The organism is Verminephrobacter eiseniae EF01-2, assembly GCF_000015565.1.
Lineage (GTDB): Bacteria > Pseudomonadota > Gammaproteobacteria > Burkholderiales > Burkholderiaceae_C > Acidovorax > Acidovorax eiseniae.
In genome coordinates this window covers 3078177-3094128 of the sequence record NC_008786.1, presented here as the reverse complement: position 1 = coordinate 3094128, position 15952 = coordinate 3078177, and the positions used below count along the sequence as shown (strand labels likewise).

Here is a 15952-nt window from a genome sequence, read left to right as displayed (position 1 = left end):
CCATGCCGCCAGCGTCCCGCACCCGGGTGCAGCGGCGCCCCGTGCATGGGGTGCTGCTGCTCGACAAACCGCTCGCCCTGTCGAGCAACCAGGCCCTGCAAAAAGCCAAATGGCTGCTGCGCGCGGAAAAAGCCGGCCATACCGGCACGCTCGACCCCTTGGCCACCGGCGTGCTGCCGCTGTGCTTTGGCGCGGCCACCAAATTCAGCCAACTACAGCTCGATGCCCCCAAGACCTACGAAGCCATCGCGCTGCCGGGCGTGACCACGAGCACCGGCGACGCCGAGGGCGCGGTGCTGCAACGCTGCGCCGTCGACCCGGCGCAACTGGCGCCGGAGCGCTTGTCGGCCGTGCAGCGGCAGTTCACCGGCCCGATCAGCCAGTTGCCGCCGATGCACAGCGCGCTGAAAAAGGATGGCCGGGCGCTGTACACCTACGCGCGCGCAGGCATTGCGCTCGAGCGCGCCGCGCGCGCCGTCGTCATCCATGCGCTCGAACTATCGCTGGTGCAGCACGCTCCTGCGCAGACAGCCATCAAGATCGCAGTGACCTGCAGCAAAGGCTGCTACATCCGCACGCTGGCCGAGGACATCGGCGCCGCGCTGGGCTGCGGGGCGCACCTGAGCGCGCTGCGCCGCACCGACAGCGGCGGCATCGGGATCGAGCGCTGCATCAGCCTGGAGCGGCTCCAAGCCCTGCCCGAAGCCGAGCGCCTGGCCTGCCTGCAACCGCCGCAATCGCTGCTGACCCGGCATCTGCGCGTCACGCTCGACAGCGACAATGCAGCGCGCTTTCTGTCCGGCCTGCCGCGCCGTGGGGCCTGGCCCGACGCCCCGGCCGTGGCCGTGTTTGGCGCCGATCCGCCGGCATTGCTGGGGGTGGGCCATATCGCGGGCGGCTGTTTGCTGCCCGACAGATTGCTCAGTGCGCTGGAAATCGCCCAAATCCTGGCAAGCCAGCCGCAGCGACAGGACTGCGGCATATTGGAAGAAACATGACCACACCCATCCGCAACATCGCCATCATCGCCCATGTCGACCATGGCAAAACCACCATGGTCGATCAGTTGCTGCGCCAGTCCGGCACCTTTGCCGAGCACGAAAAAATCGTCGACACCGTGATGGACAACAACGCCATCGAACGCGAGCGCGGCATCACCATCCTGGCCAAGAACTGCGCCGTGAGCTGGCGCGGCACGCATATCAACATCGTCGACACCCCGGGCCACGCAGACTTCGGCGGCGAAGTCGAGCGGGCGCTATCGATGGTCGACGGCGTGCTGCTGCTGATCGACGCCCAGGAAGGCCCCATGCCCCAGACCCGCTTCGTGACCAAGAAAGCCTTGGCGCTGGGGCTCAAGCCGATCGTGGTGGTCAACAAGGTGGACAAACCCGGCGCCAACCCCGACAAGGTGGTCAACGCCGCGTTCGACCTGTTCGACAAGCTCGGCGCGACCGACGAGCAACTCGACTTTCCGGTGGTCTACGCCTCGGGCATCAACGGCTGGGCCGCGCTCGAAGAAGGCGCGCCCGGCGAGCAGTGGGGGCCCGACATGTCGGCGCTGTTCGACACCGTGCTGCGGCATGTGCCGGCGCAGGCCGGGGATCCGGCGGCGCCGCTGCAACTGCAAATTTCGGCGCTCGATTTTTCGAGCTTCGTCGGGCGCATCGGCGTCGGGCGCATCAGCCAGGGAACGATCCGCCCCGGCATGGAGGTGCAGGTGATGCAAGGCCCCGAGGGCCAATCCGGCAAGGGCCGCATCAACCAGGTGCTGACCTTCCAGGGCCTGGACCGCGTGCAGGTCACGCAGGCCGGCCCGGGCAGCATCGTGCTGATCAACGGCATTGCCGACATCGGCATCGGCGTGACCGTGACCGACAGCGCCAACCCGGCCCCGCTGCCGATGCTCGAGGTCGACGAGCCCACGCTGATCATGAACTTTTGCGTCAACACCAGCCCGCTGGCCGGCCGCGAAGGCAAGTACGTGACCGGCCGCCAGATCTGGGACCGGCTGCAAAAGGAACTACAGCACAACGTGGCGCTGCGCGTCAAAGAGACCGGCGAGGACGGCGTCTTCGAAGTGGTCGGCCGGGGCGAACTGCACCTGACCATCCTGCTGGAGAACATGCGCCGCGAAGGCTACGAACTGGCCGTCTCCAAGCCCCGCGTGGTCTACAAGGACATCGGCGGCGTGCGCTGCGAGCCCATGGAACTGGTCACGGCCGACATCGAAGAAACCCACCAGGGCGGCGTGATGCAGGCCCTGGGCGAGCGCCGGGGCGAGCTGGTCAACATGGACAGCGACGGCCGCGGCCGGGTGCGCCTGGAATACCGCATACCGGCCCGTGGCCTGATCGGCTTTACCAATGAATTCCTGAACCTGACCCGGGGCACCGGCCTGATCTCGAACATCTTCGACGGCTACGAACCGCACCGGGGCGAGATCGGCGGGCGCAAGAACGGCGTGCTGATCGCGATGGATGACGGCGAGATATTCACCTACGCGCTGGGCAAGCTCGACGACCGGGGCCGCATGTTCGTGCGCGCCAACGACCCGGTGTACGAAGGCATGATCGTCGGCATCCACAGCCGCGACAACGACCTGGTGGTCAACGCCACGCGCACCAAGCAGTTGACCAACTTTCGCGTCTCCGGCAAGGAAGACGCGATCAAGATCACGCCCCCGATCGACCTGACGCTGGAGTACGGCGTGGAGTTCATCGAAGACGACGAACTCGTCGAGATCACACCCAAATCCGTACGCCTGCGCAAGCGCCACCTGCGCGAATCCGAGCGCAAGCGCGCCAGCCGGGCCTGAGCCGTCGCACCGATGCGCGAACTGAGCCATTCCCGCGCCGTGCTGCTGATGGTGGCCACCGCCCTGATGTGGTCCACCGCCGGCGTGGTCACACGCCACCTGGAGCATGCGCGCAGCTTCGAGGTCACCTTCTGGCGCAGCCTGTTCACGCTGCTGGCGCTGCTGGTCATCTTGCCGGCAATGCAGGGGCGGGCGGTGTTTGCGGCGATGCACAAAACCGGCCGCATGCTCTGGATATCGGGCCTGTGCTGGTGCGTGATGTTCACCGCCTTCATGCTCGCCATCATGCTGATGCCGGTGGCCAACGTGCTGCTGACGATGGCCGCAGGCCCGCTGCTCACCGCCTTGTTTGCGCGGGCATTCATCGGCCACCGGATCGCGCCACGCACCTGGGTGGCGATTGCCGTGGCGGGCCTGGGGATCGTCTGGATGTATGGCTCGCAGGTCACGGGCCTGCCGCTGGCCGGAACCATCGTGGCGCTGTGCGTGCCGGTGGCTGCGGCCACCAACTGGACGCTGGTGCAGCACGCGCAGCGCCATGGCCAGGCCGTGGACCTGGTGCCCGCCGTGCTCGTGGGCGCCGTGCTGTCGGTCGGCGCCACCCTGCCGCTGGCCCTGCCGCTGCAAGCCTCGCTGCACGACATCGGACTGCTGGCCCTGCTGGGCCTGGCGCAACTGGCCATCCCCTGCGTGCTGGCCGTGCGTTGCGCGCGCGTGCTCCGGGCGCCCGAGATCGCGCTGCTGAGCTTGCTGGAAGTGATCTTCGGCATCTTGCTGGCATGGCTGGGCGCGGGCGAAAAACCCGGCGCCGCCGTGCTGACCGGCGGCGCACTGGTGATCGGTGCGCTGGTATTCAACGAACTGCTGGCATGGAAGGATCAAAAATGACACCGACACCGACACCGGCATCGGCACCGCAGGACGAGGTGTGGAGCGAAGTGCGCGGCCAGGTCGGCTTCATCACCCTGAACCGTCCGCGCGCGCTCAACGCCTTGTCGCTGGCCATGGTGCGGGCGCTGATGCGCATTCTGCTGGCCTGGCAGAGCGACGCGCAGGTGCATGCAGTGGCGATACGCGGCAGCAGCAAGGACGGCCCCTTCGGCGCCTTTTGCGCCGGGGGCGACATCCGCTTCCTGCACCAGGCGGGCAGCCAGGGCGACCCGCAGTTGGAAGACTTCTTCACCGAGGAATACGCGCTCAACCACCTGATCCACAACTACCGCAAGCCCTACATTGCCTTCATGGACGGCATCGTGATGGGCGGCGGCATGGGCATCAGCCAAGGCGCCAGGCTGCGCGTGGTGACCGAGCGCACCCGGATGGCCATGCCCGAAACGGCCATCGGCCTGTTCCCCGATGTCGCAGGCGGCTACTTCCTGAGCCGCTGCCCCGGCCATGTCGGCGAATGGCTGGCGCTGACCGGCCAGACCATAGGCGCCGCCGACGCCATCGCCAACCAACTGGCCGACGGCTACCTGCGCGCCGACCAGCAAGCCGCCGTCTGGGACGCGCTGGGCAGGCAAAGCGACACCGACGGCACGGCGCTGGCGGACTTCGTGGCCGCCCGATCGAGCGCCGCAGACGCGCGCCCGGCGTGCGCCAGAGCGCAGATCGACGACTACTTTTCGCTGCCCGACGCAACGGCGATCGTGACCGCGCTCGAAGCCGCCCGCAGCGACTGGGCCAGCGCCACGGCCGCCACGCTGCGCCAGCGCTCGCCGCTGATGCTGCATGTGGTGCTCGAGCAAATCCGCCGCGCGCGCGGCATGGGCCTGGCCGACGAGTTGCGCATGGAGCGCGGCCTGGTGCGCCACTGCTTTTTCCTGCGCCCCGGCCGCAGCGAAACGCTCGAAGGCATCCGCGCACTGGCCATAGACAAAGACCATGCGCCCCGGTGGAACCCCGCCCGCATCGAAGACGTGACCCCGGCAATGGTGGCCCCGTTCTTCACCAGCCCCTGGCCCGCACACGCACATCCGCTGGCGCACCTGGCCTGACCGGCAGCGTGGCCGGCCCCGCGCGCCGGGTGTTGGCTTGGCGCGGCGGCGGCATCGTCCCCCATCCCCACGTCCCCATGGCCCGGCATCACCCCATGAGCCGTCCCCCACCCACGCCAAGGCCCGATCAGCGCGCGATCACGGGGGGCGGACTGCGGCTTTCCGGCCCGCGCCACGGTCTTTCTGCCCTTCATGGAAACCCCCGGGGAGAGCCTCATGCGAACCGGCGTTTCGATGGCCCGCCGCCTCTGGCTGGCGGCCACAGCAGCAGCAGCGGGAACCGAAGCCCGGAACGCTCGCATGCGCCTCGTCGGGCAACGGATCGGCACAGCATTTGGCCAGCGCATTCTTCGAGCCACTGGCCGAGGTGGAACCCATCCATGTGCCCTGCCGTGGTGGCGGCCCGGCACTGAACGATGTGATGGGCTGGCAGGCTCTGCTGTTCTTGGCCAACGTGGCGTCGTCGTTGGGGCATATACGGTCCGGGTGTCTGCGGCCGCTGGCGGTGACCGCCGGCCTGCGCTGCCGCTGGCACGCCCTCCATGCCCGGCGCACTGGAATACCTTCGCCTTCGGCTACGGTATGAGCGCCTTCGGGCGGCCGGGCGGCGATCGATGGAATACCTTCGCCTCCGGCTACGGTATGAGCGCCTTCGGGCGGCCGGGCGGCGATCGATGGAATACCTTCGCCTTCGGCTGCGGTATGAGCGCCTTCGGGCGGCCGGGCGGCCGGGCGGCGCTCATGCCCTGCTCATGCCTTGAGCCGGGCCAGCGCGCCCGCCGGCACCGGTTTGATCGGCGCCTGCGCGGTGAAAACGCCCAGGTGTTCGATGCCGGTCTGGCGGGCCTGGGCCAGCAACTGCGCAACGCTGTGCTGGCAATACCGTCCCTGGCAGTAACCCATGCCGCTGCGGCAGCCGAGCTTGACGCTGTTCACGTCGCTGACATGCGGGTTGTCGGCAAGAAATTCGCGGATGCTCCCGGCCGTGACCTCCTCGCAGCGGCAGACCAGCGTGTCGTCGCTGGCCAGTCGTGCCAGCGCGTCGAGCCGAGGCTCGAACAAGCGCAGCACCAGGTCGCTCCAGCGCCGCGCCTTGCCGAGCGCGCGCGCCGTCTGGCGCATGGCCCGGGCCAGGGTGGGTGACGGCTCCTGGCCGTGCAGCGTGGCCGCAATACCCAGCGCCGCCAACCGCCCTTGGAGAAAGGCCACCTCGGCGCCGCCGACCCCGGCCGGCTCGCCGGCCACGCAGACCCGCTCGACGCTGGTCCGCATCTGCTCGTCATGCCGGACGACCCAGCCGCCGGCGGCGGGGCGCCAGTGAACTGCGCAGCCGGCCTGGCGCGCCAGTTCGCTGGCGGCCAGCAAACCGTAGCCGATGACCAGGGTGTCGGCCTGCAGCACCCGCTCGGTGCCCGGCTGCACCTGCCATGCGCTGTCGACGCTGCCCAGCGTGACCTGCTCCACGGCCGGATCACCGTCGGCGCGCAGCACCAGGGTGCCAAAGCGGATCGGAACCCGGTGGCGCCGCAGGTTGCGCAAGGCTTTGGCGCTCTGGGCCAGCAGCCGCCAGTGGCCCGGGGCGGCGCGCCATCCGGCCAGCAGTTCTTGCAGCGCCGGCCGCGTGCGCGCGATGGCCAGCTCCAGAATCTCGCCGCCGGCCTGCACCAGCGCATCGGCCACCAGCAGCAACAGCGGGTGCGAGCCGGCGAGCACGAAGCGCTTTCCGGCGCGCAGGAACTGGCTTTTGAGCAGCGTCTGCATGCCGCCGGCGGACATCACGCCGGGCAAGGTCCAGCCGGCAAACGCCACGGGCAGGTCGTAGGCCCCGGTCGCGATCAGCAGCGCCCGGGCTTCGAGCAATTCGCTGTCGCCGGCGCCGGTGCCGGCAATGGCCACCTGCACGCGCCCCTGGCACGGGGGGGTGAACACGCCCCAGGCCGTGGTGCCGAGTCGCCACTGGATGGCCCGGCAGCGGCGCGCATGCTCCAGCAAAGGCGCGCCGAATGCGTAGCTGTCGAACGCGCTCGATGGCGGGCTGCAGAAGGTGGGCGGGGGCTGGCGGAAGATTTGTCCGCCTGCGTCATGCTGCTCGTCGACCACCACCACGGCCAGGCCATGCCGGGCGGCCGTCAGTGCGGCCGACAGGCCGGCCGGTCCGGCGCCGACGATGATCAGGTCGAAGGCCGGGGCTTGGGCGCCGGCTGCGGCGGCGGACTCGGCTCGTTCAGCCATGGTCTGGCAGCCCGATGCGCATCTGCGCGGCCACGCGCGTCATGCAGCTACGCACGGCGGGGCGGCCGTCGATGCTCACCAGACAGTCGAAGCACACGCCCATGTTGCAGACCGGCGCCCGTGGCGCGCCTGACGCGGTGCGGCGAAAGACGACGATGCCCGCAGCCAGCAGGGCCGTTGCCACCGTCTCGCCGGGATGGCATGGGGTGGCGACGCCATTGACATGGATGACGATGGGCGCGGGCCGGCGCACGCCGGCATGGATGCGGATGCGATCAGGCAAGGGTCAGACTCGCGAAGCGTTCAGGGTCGTAGGCGCGCAGGTCGAAAGCATCGGGCTTTCCGAGCAGTTTGTCGGCCAGGATGCGGGCGTAGGTCGGGGCCAGCGTGAAGGCCGAGCCGCCGGTGGCGACGAACAGGCCGGCGGCCTTGGGCACTGCGCCGAGCAACGGCAATTGGTCGGCCACCAGCGCGGTCGTGCCAGTCCAGACGCGCAGCACCGGCAGTTGCGCGACGGCGGGCACGACCGCGACCGCAGCGGCCATGTTGCCGCTCAGCGAGGGCAGCAGCAATTGCGGCCGGCGATCGAGATCGACCCAAGCACCGGTTTGCCGCAGCGCGGCCGGCCAGCCGCCGCCGATCAGGACATTGCCTTCGGGCGTTTGCTTGAGCGACAAGCGCCGTCCGGCATGCTGGACCAGGTGCGTGACCAAGGGCGCGGCCGGCGCGGTGACCGCCATGGTCAGCCCCACCGGAAACACCGGCAGCACGCTGCCGGCCATTTGCGCCAGCCGGCCGGTCCATGCGCCCGCTGCCAGCACCACCTGCTCGGCGTGGCAGACCCCGCCGTCGTCGAAAACGACGCGCCAGCGGCGGCCATTGCGGCACAGCGCTTGCACGCCCGTGCGCGCATGCACCTGCGCGCCCAGGCGCAGCGCAGCGCGGGCATAGGCCAGCGCACAGCGGCGCGGGTCGGCCTTGCCCTCGGCGGGGCAGAAGGCGGCTGCGACCACGGCAGCGCCCAGATAAGGCGCGCGCGCCCGCACGGCCGAGCGGTCGAGCAGTTCGGTCTGCAACCCCGCTGCCTGCTCCAACGCGATCTTGCGGCCCAGGCGCCGCACCTGCTCGGCGCTCTCGGCCACCATCAAGCCGCCTTGTTGCCGCACGCCCAGATCGGCGCCAAGCTCGGCCTCGAGCCGGCTCCAGGCGCGCAGCGCGTGCAGATGCAAGGGCATGGCCTCGGCCGCCTTGCGCGCCGCCAGCGCGCCGTTTTCCAGCATCCGGTACTCCAACTGGAAGTGCAGGCTGCCTGCGTTCTGGCCCGAAGCCTGGGCGTTGAGCTGGCCCTTGTCGACCAGCAGCACCTCGGTGCCGGCGGCCGCCAGCAGGTAGCTGACAGCACAGCCGAGCAGGCCGCCGCCGACCACCAGCGTGGCGATGCGCTCGGGCCGGCGCCCGACGGCCGACGGCACCCCGGTCATGCGCCGGCCAACGCGGCGGTGGCGATGCCCAGTCCTTCGAGGGTGGCACGCACCTGCGCGATGTCATCCGCCGTCAGTTCGAGCAGCGGCCGGCGGACATGGCCTGCGGGCACGCCGCGCAGGCGCAGCGCCGTCTTGAGAATGGCCTGCGCGCTGCCGAACCGGCCGGCGAAGTCCTGGTTGAACCAGGCTTTCATCAGCACCCGGTCGCGCTCGCCCAACACCAGCGCGCCGGCCTTGTCGCCGGCCGCCAGCAGGCGCCAGAAATCGGGATGGTCTGCGCCCAGCACGCCGCCGGCCCCCATCAGGCCGTCGCTGACCCCCAGCCGCGCCAGGTCCGCGCCGAGTTCCGTGGTCGGCATGTTGAAGTAGCGCACCTTGTCGCGCAGTGCGTAGGCCCCTTGCAGGAACAGTGCGAAATTTCCGGTCGAGTTCTTGATCGCCACGACATGATCGATCTCGGCCAGTTCTTCCAGCAGTTCGACATCCATGTCCACCACGCAGCCGCGCGGCCAGTTGTAGATGCAGATCGGAATGTCGGTGGCATCGGACACGTCGGTGTAGAACTGCACCAACTCGCGCCGGCTCGGCACGATGTAGGGCGGCGGCGTCAGCAAGATGCCATCGAGCCCGGCGCGCTCGGCCGCGCGCGCGTGGCCGATGGCCTCGGCCGCCGTGTAGGCATTGCAGCCGCCGAGCACGGTGATGCGCCCGGCGATCATGCGGCCGGCCTGGGCAAACAATTCGGCGCGCTCGGCCGCGCTCAGGCTGAACCATTCGCCCGAAGTGCCCGCCAGCACCACGCCGTGCATGCGCTCTTGCAGATACCACTGCAGTTGGGCGTCCAGCGCCGCCCAGTCCAGCGCCCCGCTGCGGGTGAAGGGGGTGGTGATGGCAGGGATGTAGCCTGCCCAGTCGACGGTGTTGCGGTGCATCGATCGGCAGGCTCAGTCCAAGGCCGCATCGGCTTCGATTTCGATCAGGAACTCGGGCAGCGCCAGCGCCTGCACGCCGATGAAGGTGTTGGCCGCAGGCAAGGCAGCGCCGTAGAAATCGACGATCTCCTTGCAGATCGGCACCAGTTGCTCCGGGCTGTGCTTGACCACATAGGTGCGCAAGCGCAGCACATTGGCCGGCGTCGCGCCGGCGGCGGCCAGCACCTGCTTGATGTTGGCCAGCACCTGGCGCGTTTGCGCGACCACGTCGGCGCCGCCTGCCAATTGGCCGTTGCGGTCCCACGCGACCTGGCCTGCCAGGTACAGCGTGCGCGAGCCGTTGTGCTGCACCATGTGCGAGAAGCCGAAGGCGACGCTGTCGTACATGGATTCGGGGTTGAAGACTTGTCTGGTCATGGTGTGGGCTGCGTCAGTGCGGGATGGAAAAAAACCGGGGCCGGCAACGACATCATCGGCCATGCACGACCAGTTCCAGGATGTTGCGCCACGGGTCGAGGAAGTACTGGAACTGCGACCCCGCCGTCGGGCCATCGGCGAAGGCGATGCGCTCCAGGACGGTGCAGCCGTTGTCGCGCAGCCGCTGCGCGGCCGCAGCCATGTCATCGACTTCGATGCCCAGGTGATGGCTGCCGACATGGTTGCCCGGCAGCGGCGCGCTCGTGGCGCTGGCCGGCCCGGCGTAGCTGAACAGTTCCAGCCGGATGCCGCCGGGCAAGCCCAGCAGCACCAGATCGAGCCGCGCGCCGGCGATGCCCAGATGGGCCTCGGTCCAGTCCCGGCCATCGGCTTGGCGTGGCAGTTGCGCTGCGTCGACCGGCCCGATGCGGTAGAGAATCTGCGCCTCGAAGACGCGCTGATAGAAGGCGATCACGGGCGCCATCTGCGCGACGCTCCAGGCGACATGGTCGAGGCGGCGGATGCCCAGTGGATTGGTGTTCATGGCCCTTGCTTTCTGCTCACGAGGTCAGGGGTCGGATCAATTGGTGCGTGTGCAAGCGCAGGCCCAGCGCAACGCCGCCCGCCGCAGGCTGCGGCGTTACCGCGCTGACGCAAAGCACGGTGACGGCATTGAGCGCCATCGCGATCAGGCCCACCTCCCACCCCGGAAACCAGGCGGCCCAGCACAGTTGCGCAAATGGGGCGAGCAATGCGGCAAAGCCCACGGCGATGCCGGCGGCCACGCCCGAGGCCGTGGTTCTGCGCCACAGAAAGGCCAGGAACACACCAGGGCCCAACATGCCAATGGCGGAATAGGCTTTGAGCAAGATCGCCACCAGAGAGCCCTGGTGCGCCAGCGCCAGCCACACGGCCAGCGCAGCGAACGCCACCAGCGCGGCGCGCGAGACCGCCAAGGCGCGCGCTTCGCTCAGCGCCGGGCAGACCGGCCTGACCATGTTGCGCGTGAAGATCGTGCCGGCCGTGAGCAGCAGCACCGCGCCGGGCACGAGCGCCAGCAGGACGCCGGTGCCCGCCAGCAAGCCGACCACCCAGTCGGGATATTGCGTCGACACGAACTGCAGCAGCGCGGCGTTCATATCGTTGCCGGCAGGCATGGTGCCCGCCACCAGCGCGGCCAGGCCCAGCACGATGATGAAGAAATAGGCCAGCGAGTAGATCGGCTGCCAGATCGCATTGCGGCGAATCGCGGTCGCGCTGTGGGCCGCATACGAGATCTGGAACAGATGCGGAAACACCCAGTTGCCCAGCGCGACATTCAGCGCTGCGGTGATCAGCCACACGGTGGTGGTCGGCGCGCCGGGGTCGGCACCGGGCAGTTTGCCGATGCCGGGGCGGATGGCTTCGGCCATGCCGAAGATGTCGAGCATCGAGCTGGCGCCGACCTTGTGCGCCACCGTCGAGGCCAGCAGCAGCACCAGGACGATCATCATCACGTCCTTGACAGCGGCGGCGAACGCCGCCGAACGCAGGCCCGCCGCCAGCACGAAGGCCACCATCGCGGCCCCGGCAGCGACCAGCGACAGCGTGGGCGACAAGGTCTGGCCGAAGGTCAGCGAAACGATCAGGCCCAAACTGACCAACTGGATCTGCACGTAGATGACCAGGCTGGCGATGCCGATGGCAGCGGTGACCACGCCCAGCCACGGTGCGTCATAGCGCAAGGCAAAGAAGTCCGCTTGCGTCACCAGATCGGCACTGCGCCCGGCGCGCCAGATCTTGGGCATCAGCAGGTAGCCAATCGCGAACGACAGCGATACCGAGCAAAACGCCAGATAGGCCGGCGCCCCCAAGGCCCAGGCATAGCCGGCAATGCCGAAAACCGCGAAGGTGGTGTAGATCTCGCCGGCGTTCATGAACCAGAACAGCAAGGTTCCCAGGCGGCGGCCACCGACGGCCCAATCCGCCACCGTCTTGCTGCGCATCGCCGCGCGCCCGAAGCCGATCGCGCCCACGATGGTCGCCAGCAGCAGCAAAGCCGCAACGGTGTGTCTCATGCTGCGCCCCCGGCAGGCGCGGTGGCGATGATGAACGCCGCTTCTTCCTCCTCCAGGCCGGCGCGCCGGTCCAGATGGAACACCAGTGCGAACACGGTGCTGGCGAACACCACGCCCGCCATTTGCCAGACCATGGGAAAGGGCATCCCGAACGGACGCAGCGCCACCTCGTTGACAAAAGGAATGCCGCCGACTTGCCAGATGAATGGCAGGACCAGAAGCACCAGGTGCGGCCTTTGGGGCGCGCAGCCGCTACCAACTTTCCAGGTTTGCGTCGTCATGGGCACCTCGCCAGGCAGGGATCGACATCCGGATACTGAAAGTGATGTGCAGTTTAACTGCACAAATCCGATCGTGTCAACACATCCATGCAGTAATTTTCATGGACATTCATCTTTCGGAACGAATTAGTGCACCATAACTGCACATTTGACGATCGCTTATGCTTTCCGTGATGGCGACCACCGGCGTGAATCACTGTGCTTGGCAAACGATTGCATGAATTGCGGCTCACCCGTGGCATGTCGCTGCGGGCACTGGCGCAAGCCGCCGGCGTCTCGCCCACCTTGCTCAGCCAGATCGAACGCGGGGTGACCGAGCCCAGCCTGAGCACCTTGCGGGCGCTCAGCGCCGTGTTCGGCGAATCGATGGCCGCGCTCTTTCGCGATCCCGCAGCGCCATCGGTCTGGCTCAGCCGTCCCGGCGAGCGCACGCAGATCACCGGCCCCAAAGGCACCGTCAGCTACGAGCGCCTGACCCATGGCAACGCGCCGATGGAAGTGCTGCGCGCGGTATTCGTTCCGGGCCAGTATTCAGTGGCCGGGACGATCAGCCATGCATCGGTCGAATGCCTGTATGTGATTCGGGGAACGATGACGGTCGAAGTCGCCGGCATTGCGCATCAGGTGCAGGCCGCAGAAGCCATCACCTTCGACGCGATCCACGCCCATCGCTACATCAACCGCGGTGCCGTCGATGCCGAGATCGTGCTGTCGGTGACGCCGCCCATCCCTTGAGCCGATCCCGGATAGCCGATCCCGAACCGGGGCCATGCGCCCTTCAAAGCCGCCGGAACGACGCGCCCTGCTGCGCCCAGTAGCCCGATTGCAGTTGGTCCAGCCGCACCTGGCCGCCGCTCGCCGGCGCATGGACAAAGCGCCCCTGGCCCACATAGATGCCGGCATGCGAGGGGATGCGTCCGGTGCCGAACAGCACCAGGTCGCCGCTGCGCAGTTGGCTGCCGGCAATGGGCTGGCCCCAGGCGCTCAGTTGCGCCACGGTGCGCGGCGGTGCCCGGCCTACGCGGTGGCGGTAGACGTAGCCGATCAGTCCGCTGCAATCGAAGCCCGCCTCGGGGGTGTTGCCGCCATGGCGGTAGGGCGTTCCGACCAGACCCAGTGCGTGGATGGCGATGTCGTGCGCCTGCGTGTCCGACAGTTGCCCGGGCGCAACCGCCGACAGTTGCGCAGGCGCAACGGGGTAGGCCGGCGAGGGTGAAGGTGCCGGGGTGGTGCCGCAGCCGCCCAGCACCAGCAGGGCCGCCGCGCAGGCCAGACAGTGCAATGCGCGCATGGCGCCTGAGCTTACTAGTGTCGCGTCACGGATCAGCTGTCGTAGGCTGCGCGCAGCCATCGGAGCGCAGCGCAAGGCGCATCGCGCAGCCCATACCGAGCTGTATTGGCAAGCGATGCAACGCCGCGATGCGCTTCGATGGCCAGCGCAGACCGACAGATGATCGGTGACGCGACACTAGGGTTGCCCGGCGCCGGGCGCGGTTGCGCCGCCGGACAGCGGCGCGCGTTGCTCCAGCGCAAATGGCGGCAAGCCTTTGAGCAGGCGCTGGCCGTAGCTGGTGCGCGTCAGGCGTTTGTCGTAGCAGTAGACATGGGCCTGGTCGCGTTCGGTGCGGATGGCGCGGCCCGCCCATTGCGCCAGGCGGATGGCGGTGGCGGGCACGACCAGTTCGCTGAACGGATCGCGCCCCATGCTGCGCAGCCATTCGGCGCGCGCCTGGCCCACCGGGTCGTCGGGCGAGGCAAAGGGCAGCTTGGTGATGAATACCGATTCGCACAGCCGCCCCGGCAGGTCCAGCCCCTCGCCAAACGACTGCATGCCGAAGATGACCGAGGGCTGGCCTTGGGCCACGCGCTCGGCGTGGCGCCCGAGCAGTTGCGCGCGGGGCAGCGTGTTTTGCACCAGCACCACGCTGTGCAGCGCCGTGGGCAGGGCCGCGACGGCCTGGCGCATTTGCTCGCGCGAGGTAAACAGCACCAGCGCGCCATATTTCACCCGGGCCATGTCGTGCAGCAGCGCGGCGACCATCTCGGCGGTGAACTGCGCGGCGTTCTTCGGGTCGGCGCGGGTTTCGGCGACGATCAGCCGGCCTTGGGCGGTGTAGTCGAACGGGCTGGGCACCTCCAGCGTGCTGGCGGCAGCGTCGTCTTGCAGGCCCGTTTCGTGCAAAAAGAAATCGAACTGCCCGCAACTGGTGAGCGTGGCCGAGGTCAGCACCGCAGCGCGCACCGTGCTCCACAGGTTGCGCAGCATGGCGCCGGGCAGGATCGGGCTGGCGTGCGCCTGGAGCACGCGCCGGTCGCCATCGGGCGCCAGCGTGAACCACTTGGCTGCGGGCACCTGTCCTTCGGTCGCGTCCTGCAGCAGCAATTGCGCGGTGGCATGCAGCGCTTCCAACCGCGGGGCCTGCATGCCGATCTGTGCATACAGCATGGACAGGCGGCGCGCCTGCCCGGGCTGCTCGCGCATCTGGGTGCGCAGGGCTTTTGCGGTCGCGTGCAGGGCCTGCAAAAAGCCGTCGGCACTGCCGAGCAGCAGGCCCAAAGGGGCGACGAGCGGCTCGGGCAGCCGGCCACCGGGCAAGCGCACCCGCGCCGGGCCCCCACTGTCCTCGTGGCTGCCAAGCTCGGCGCCGTACAACTGCATCACGCTGCGCGCCAGGTCTTGCAACTGCTGCCGCAGTTGCGCCGCGCAGCGCGGGATGCCGGCAATCTCCGGCACTTGCAGCAGCTCGCCTATGCGCAGGCTGTGGCTGGCCAGGCGCTCGATCCATGCCAGGCGGCTCAGGTCCATGCTGCAGGCAAACCGTTCGAGCGCCGTGGCGGGCAGGTGGTGGGCTTCGTCGAGCACCAGCAGGCAGTTGTCGAGCTCGGGCAGCAGGCGCGCGCCCAGCGACGACAGCAGCAGGTCGTGGTTGGCCACGATGACCTGCGCGCCCACCAGCGCCCGGCGTTTGTCGTAGTAGCTGCACTGCGCGAAGGCCGGACAGTATTTGCCCGAGCACGATGCGCCCTCGGCCGCCACGGGGCCCCAGACTTCGGGCGCGGGCGGCGTATCGAGGCTGTCGCGGTCGCCGTCCCATGCGCCCTGCTCCAGGTTTTGCGCCATGGCCTCGTACCACCGGATGCGCGCCTCGGTCTCATGCCGGGGGCGCCGGGCGCGGTCGGCCCGATCGCCGGCCTCCTCGGCCTCATCGGCTTCGTTGGCCAACAGGTCGTCCTGGGCCTCGTCGGCCTGGCCGGTGCCCGCCAGGCGGCCGAGCTTGAGCTTGCACACATAGCGCCCGCGCCCCTTGGCCAGCACGAACTTGAAGGGCTGGGGCAGCCGCGCGGCCAGCGCCGGCAGGTCTTTGTCGACCAGTTGCTCCTGCAATGCCACCGTGGCGGTGGAGATCAACACCCGCGTGCCGCGCGCCAGTGCCAGCGCGATGGCCGGCGCGCAATAGGCCAGCGATTTGCCGACGCCGGTGCCGGCCTGTATCACGGCGATGCAGCGCGTGGGCGCGGCCTGGTCATCGCCCTCTTGCGCCTTGCCCAAGGTGGCGCTGCTGAAGGTGCGCGCCACCTGCTCGGCCATCAGCCGCTGGCCGGGGCGGCTGCAAAATCCGTCGCTGGCCTGCACCACCGCATCAAACGCCTGCAGGGCCTGCCGGGCCCAATCGGTAGAAGACATAGGGGCCGGAGTGTGGCATGGCTGGCGCAACGGGCGGCGCGCGCAGGTG

At 68.9% G+C, this 15952-nt stretch carries 16 protein-coding genes and 1 pseudogene; 7 read left to right on the top strand and 10 right to left on the bottom strand.

Annotated features, from left to right (window positions below; genetic code table 11):
* Positions 1–2: 2 nt before the first annotated feature.
* From truB to VEIS_RS31625, 5 genes are read left to right on the top strand one after another with little or no spacing between them, the layout of a single operon-like run.
* Positions 3–998, top strand: coding sequence for a tRNA pseudouridine(55) synthase TruB (gene truB, locus VEIS_RS13375; protein WP_011810486.1), 996 nt, complete (start codon positions 3–5; stop codon positions 996–998).
* Entirely contained in the window at positions 995–2818 is a 1824-nt protein-coding gene (gene typA, locus VEIS_RS13370) for a translational GTPase TypA (protein ID WP_011810485.1), read from the top strand. The genes truB and typA overlap by 4 nt, the downstream gene beginning before the upstream one ends.
* Before the next feature lie 12 nt (positions 2819–2830).
* On the top strand, positions 2831–3706 hold the full coding sequence (locus tag VEIS_RS13365) for a DMT family transporter (RefSeq protein ID WP_011810484.1): 876 nt from the start codon (positions 2831–2833) through the stop codon (positions 3704–3706).
* Positions 3703–4815 (top strand): enoyl-CoA hydratase/isomerase family protein, encoded by a 1113-nt coding sequence (locus tag VEIS_RS13360; RefSeq protein ID WP_011810483.1) that lies wholly within the window; start codon positions 3703–3705, stop codon positions 4813–4815. The genes VEIS_RS13365 and VEIS_RS13360 overlap by 4 nt, the downstream gene beginning before the upstream one ends.
* A gap of 37 nt (positions 4816–4852) precedes the next feature.
* Positions 4853–5401 (top strand): tripartite tricarboxylate transporter substrate-binding protein, encoded by a 549-nt coding sequence (locus tag VEIS_RS31625; protein ID WP_407831820.1) that lies wholly within the window; start codon positions 4853–4855, stop codon positions 5399–5401.
* A 164-nt stretch (positions 5402–5565) separates the two neighbouring features.
* Here the strand turns inward: VEIS_RS31625 and VEIS_RS13355 are convergent, their stop codons facing one another.
* Genes VEIS_RS13355 through VEIS_RS13320 form a run of 8 tightly spaced genes read right to left on the bottom strand, consistent with a single transcriptional unit; the run spans position 5566 to position 12161 of the window.
* Positions 5566–7047, bottom strand: coding sequence for an FAD-dependent oxidoreductase (locus VEIS_RS13355; RefSeq protein WP_011810482.1), 1482 nt, complete (start codon positions 7045–7047; stop codon positions 5566–5568).
* Positions 7040–7330 carry a (2Fe-2S)-binding protein gene (locus VEIS_RS13350; protein WP_011810481.1) on the bottom strand — a complete coding sequence of 97 codons (291 nt, stop codon included), beginning with the start codon at positions 7328–7330 and terminating at the stop codon, positions 7040–7042. The genes VEIS_RS13355 and VEIS_RS13350 overlap by 8 nt, the downstream gene beginning before the upstream one ends.
* Positions 7323–8528 (bottom strand): NAD(P)/FAD-dependent oxidoreductase, encoded by a 1206-nt coding sequence (locus VEIS_RS13345; protein ID WP_011810480.1) that lies wholly within the window; start codon positions 8526–8528, stop codon positions 7323–7325. Before VEIS_RS13345 ends, VEIS_RS13350 begins: the two co-directional genes overlap by 8 nt.
* A complete protein-coding gene (locus tag VEIS_RS13340) occupies positions 8525–9463 on the bottom strand; it encodes a dihydrodipicolinate synthase family protein (protein ID WP_011810479.1) in 939 nt (312 codons plus the stop codon). Before VEIS_RS13340 ends, VEIS_RS13345 begins: the two co-directional genes overlap by 4 nt.
* A 12-nt stretch (positions 9464–9475) precedes the next feature.
* The gene (locus tag VEIS_RS13335) at positions 9476–9880 is read right to left on the bottom strand and encodes a RidA family protein (RefSeq protein ID WP_011810478.1); all 405 of its coding nucleotides are present in this window, start codon (positions 9878–9880) and stop codon (positions 9476–9478) included.
* 52 nt (positions 9881–9932) lie between these two features.
* Entirely contained in the window at positions 9933–10424 is a 492-nt protein-coding gene (locus tag VEIS_RS13330; RefSeq protein WP_011810477.1) for a VOC family protein, read from the bottom strand.
* Positions 10425–10440: 16 nt separating this feature from the next.
* On the bottom strand, positions 10441–11937 hold the full coding sequence (locus tag VEIS_RS13325; RefSeq protein WP_011810476.1) for a sodium:solute symporter family protein: 1497 nt from the start codon (positions 11935–11937) through the stop codon (positions 10441–10443).
* Complete coding sequence (locus tag VEIS_RS13320) at positions 11934–12161, bottom strand: DUF3311 domain-containing protein (protein ID WP_232287685.1); 228 nt, start codon at positions 12159–12161, stop codon at positions 11934–11936. The genes VEIS_RS13325 and VEIS_RS13320 overlap by 4 nt, the downstream gene beginning before the upstream one ends.
* Before the next feature lie 255 nt (positions 12162–12416).
* On the opposite strand from VEIS_RS13320, the gene VEIS_RS13315 reads away from it, so the two are divergent.
* Positions 12417–12953 carry a helix-turn-helix domain-containing protein gene (locus VEIS_RS13315; protein ID WP_011810474.1) on the top strand — a complete coding sequence of 179 codons (537 nt, stop codon included), beginning with the start codon at positions 12417–12419 and terminating at the stop codon, positions 12951–12953.
* 43 nt (positions 12954–12996) lie between these two features.
* Here VEIS_RS13315 and VEIS_RS13310 read toward each other — a convergent pair whose 3' ends face one another.
* The gene (locus VEIS_RS13310; protein ID WP_041950026.1) at positions 12997–13509 is read right to left on the bottom strand and encodes a C40 family peptidase; all 513 of its coding nucleotides are present in this window, start codon (positions 13507–13509) and stop codon (positions 12997–12999) included.
* 11 nt (positions 13510–13520) lie between these two features.
* On the opposite strand from VEIS_RS13310, the pseudogene VEIS_RS31620 reads away from it, so the two are divergent.
* Positions 13521–13707, top strand: a pseudogene (locus tag VEIS_RS31620) (tripartite tricarboxylate transporter substrate binding protein); the annotation flags it as partial.
* On the opposite strand, the gene dinG reads toward VEIS_RS31620, so the two are convergent.
* Positions 13687–15903: an ATP-dependent DNA helicase DinG gene (gene dinG / locus VEIS_RS13305; protein WP_011810472.1), complete on the bottom strand. Its 2217-nt coding sequence runs from the start codon at positions 15901–15903 to the stop codon at positions 13687–13689. The pseudogene VEIS_RS31620 and the gene dinG sit on opposite strands and share 21 nt — an antisense overlap.
* Between the last annotated feature and the right edge of the window lie 49 nt (positions 15904–15952).

Excerpts from the sequence above, each read along its gene's own strand:
- typA (WP_011810485.1), top strand. The coding sequence starts at position 995 with ATGACCACACCCATCCGCAACATCGCCATCATCGCCCATGTCGACCAT.
- VEIS_RS13325 (WP_011810476.1), bottom strand. The coding sequence starts at position 11,937 with ATGAGACACACCGTTGCGGCTTTGCTGCTGCTGGCGACCATCGTGGGC.
- VEIS_RS13360 (WP_011810483.1), top strand. The coding sequence starts at position 3,703 with ATGACACCGACACCGACACCGGCATCGGCACCGCAGGACGAGGTGTGG.
- VEIS_RS13340 (WP_011810479.1), bottom strand. The coding sequence starts at position 9,463 with ATGCACCGCAACACCGTCGACTGGGCAGGCTACATCCCTGCCATCACC.
- VEIS_RS13355 (WP_011810482.1), bottom strand. The coding sequence starts at position 7,047 with ATGGCTGAACGAGCCGAGTCCGCCGCCGCAGCCGGCGCCCAAGCCCCG.
- dinG (WP_011810472.1), bottom strand. The coding sequence starts at position 15,903 with ATGTCTTCTACCGATTGGGCCCGGCAGGCCCTGCAGGCGTTTGATGCG.
- VEIS_RS13330 (WP_011810477.1), bottom strand. The coding sequence starts at position 10,424 with ATGAACACCAATCCACTGGGCATCCGCCGCCTCGACCATGTCGCCTGG.
- VEIS_RS13335 (WP_011810478.1), bottom strand. The coding sequence starts at position 9,880 with ATGACCAGACAAGTCTTCAACCCCGAATCCATGTACGACAGCGTCGCC.
- VEIS_RS13310 (WP_041950026.1), bottom strand. The coding sequence starts at position 13,509 with ATGCGCGCATTGCACTGTCTGGCCTGCGCGGCGGCCCTGCTGGTGCTG.
- VEIS_RS13345 (WP_011810480.1), bottom strand. The coding sequence starts at position 8,528 with ATGACCGGGGTGCCGTCGGCCGTCGGGCGCCGGCCCGAGCGCATCGCC.
- truB (WP_011810486.1), top strand. The coding sequence starts at position 3 with ATGCCGCCAGCGTCCCGCACCCGGGTGCAGCGGCGCCCCGTGCATGGG.
- VEIS_RS13365 (WP_011810484.1), top strand. The coding sequence starts at position 2,831 with ATGCGCGAACTGAGCCATTCCCGCGCCGTGCTGCTGATGGTGGCCACC.